This is a genomic window from Acetobacter cibinongensis, assembly GCF_000963925.1.
In the GTDB taxonomy this organism is placed as follows: Bacteria; Pseudomonadota; Alphaproteobacteria; order Acetobacterales; family Acetobacteraceae; genus Acetobacter; species Acetobacter cibinongensis.
On record NZ_BAMV01000029.1, the window covers coordinates 1 to 1,714 of the forward strand.

Consider the following 1,714-nt stretch of genomic DNA (forward strand, 5'->3'; position numbering starts at 1 on the left):
TCGATGGAAACATGATCTTGTACCGGGAGCGCAAGCGATTTTTGCGGTTTCAGGGAGTCTTTTCAATCCGATTGGAACGACGTCCTGCTCTGATGTTTTCTCCAACGGTATAGCGCTCCAGAATGATGGCTTTTGCTTCAGAGAGGGTGATGCTGTTTCCCTCCCTGTCGCGCACTTCGTAAGGCTTTCCTCGTTTGAGAACGCTGAAGATCCGGTTCACAATACGATTGGCAACGGCACATAAAGCCTGTTTGTGATGATGACCTTTCACTGTCATCAGCCTCCAATAAAGTTCTGCCAGTTCAGGATCTGTTTTTCGTGCCGTATCAGCAGCAAGATAAAGTGCATGTTTGATGCGGTTATTGCCACCCTGGGTCAGGGTCTGGCCCGCTCGCTCCACACCACCACTATCAGCCCTTCTGGGAAACAGGCCACAAAAACCCCGTAAATGTTTTTCAGAATGAAACCGCTCAATGTTCTGCAAGATACCAATCAGGGTCGGCGCGAGATGACGGCCGACACCCGGAATACTGAGCACAAGACCCTGTGGGTCGAGGTGTTTGTAGAGGTCAGCAATATGCCGCTCAAGATCTCCAACAGTCTGAATTGTCGCCAGAACATTCTTAATTTCCATCGCGATCTCGAACTGCAGTTCCGAAAAATCAATGTGTGTCCCATGAAGGTCCTGAGCGTATTGCGCCGCTTCACGCAACCCTGTGATCAGCGTTTCCACAAAGGGCCCACTGCGCGGATGGTTCCCTCCCGCATGGGCTGCAACATATTTGGCGAGTGTCGTACGACGCGCCTTCAAAACATCCGAGGGGTGAAACCATTTCTGCAACAGGGCCAAAGAGAGCCGCGTTCCTAAGTCGGGCAAGACTGCTTCAAGCCTGGGGGATGCCCAACGAATGAGATCAAGCAAACGCCGCCTGGCATCCGCGATCTCGTTCTGAAAGCGGCTTCTCTGTTTGGTCAGACGTTGAAGAGCGTGGCTTCGTGGATCCGGAATATGGACTGGATCAAGGCGTGGTCCACCAAATGATGGCATGGCCGCCAGGATCTGGGCATCAGCCATATCTGTTTTGGCGTGTTCGGAAAGGTAACGGCGTAGAGCCTTGACCCGCTTTCCCTTGACGCGGGCTACGGTGACGCCAGCATCCGCAAGGTGGTGGGCAACAGGAAACCAGCTCATACCGGTTGGCTCCATGATGGCCTGAATGTGGTCATCCGCCCTCAGCCCCATCACGGCAGTCCGAACAAAGGCGGCAAGTGATGGCTGATCATGCCTGAAACGAATTGCACGGCCATTAGGGCGGCCATCGTCATAGATCTGAGCGAGGTGATCTCCGCGAATGGCCAGATCAATACCAATGGTACGGAATGTCATGGTCGGTCCTTTCTGGTGAGGGAACCAACGCTGCGGTCACAGTCAGGTGTGTCATTCGTGGCCGATCAACTTCACTCAAAGCAGACGCCACAATCATGTTACTCTTGCCCCGTCAGCGCGGCCGGGCCGGGTTCATGCTTCACGGAGACGAGACGATCGGCGGATCTCTCAGGGATTTTAGCCCCGAACCGGCCTGGTTCATCCTGACAGTATAGACCCGGTTCCCGGCATGCCGGGAACCGGGTCTGATCCACAAGCACGTTTTCGAAGCCTGCGCTTCTCTGACTTTCTCCATGGCATCAAACCCGGCACCGCTATCGATACCTG

The 1,714-nt window shown here is 54.3% G+C and carries 1 protein-coding gene; it reads right to left on the reverse strand.

Annotated elements, in window-relative coordinates; all coding sequences use genetic code 11:
* Positions 1 to 49: 49 nt before the first annotated feature.
* On the reverse strand, positions 50 to 1,387 hold the full coding sequence (locus Abci_RS12690) for an IS110 family RNA-guided transposase (RefSeq protein ID WP_048839555.1): 1,338 nt from the start codon (positions 1,385 to 1,387) through the stop codon (positions 50 to 52).
* Between the last annotated feature and the right edge of the window lie 327 nt (positions 1,388 to 1,714).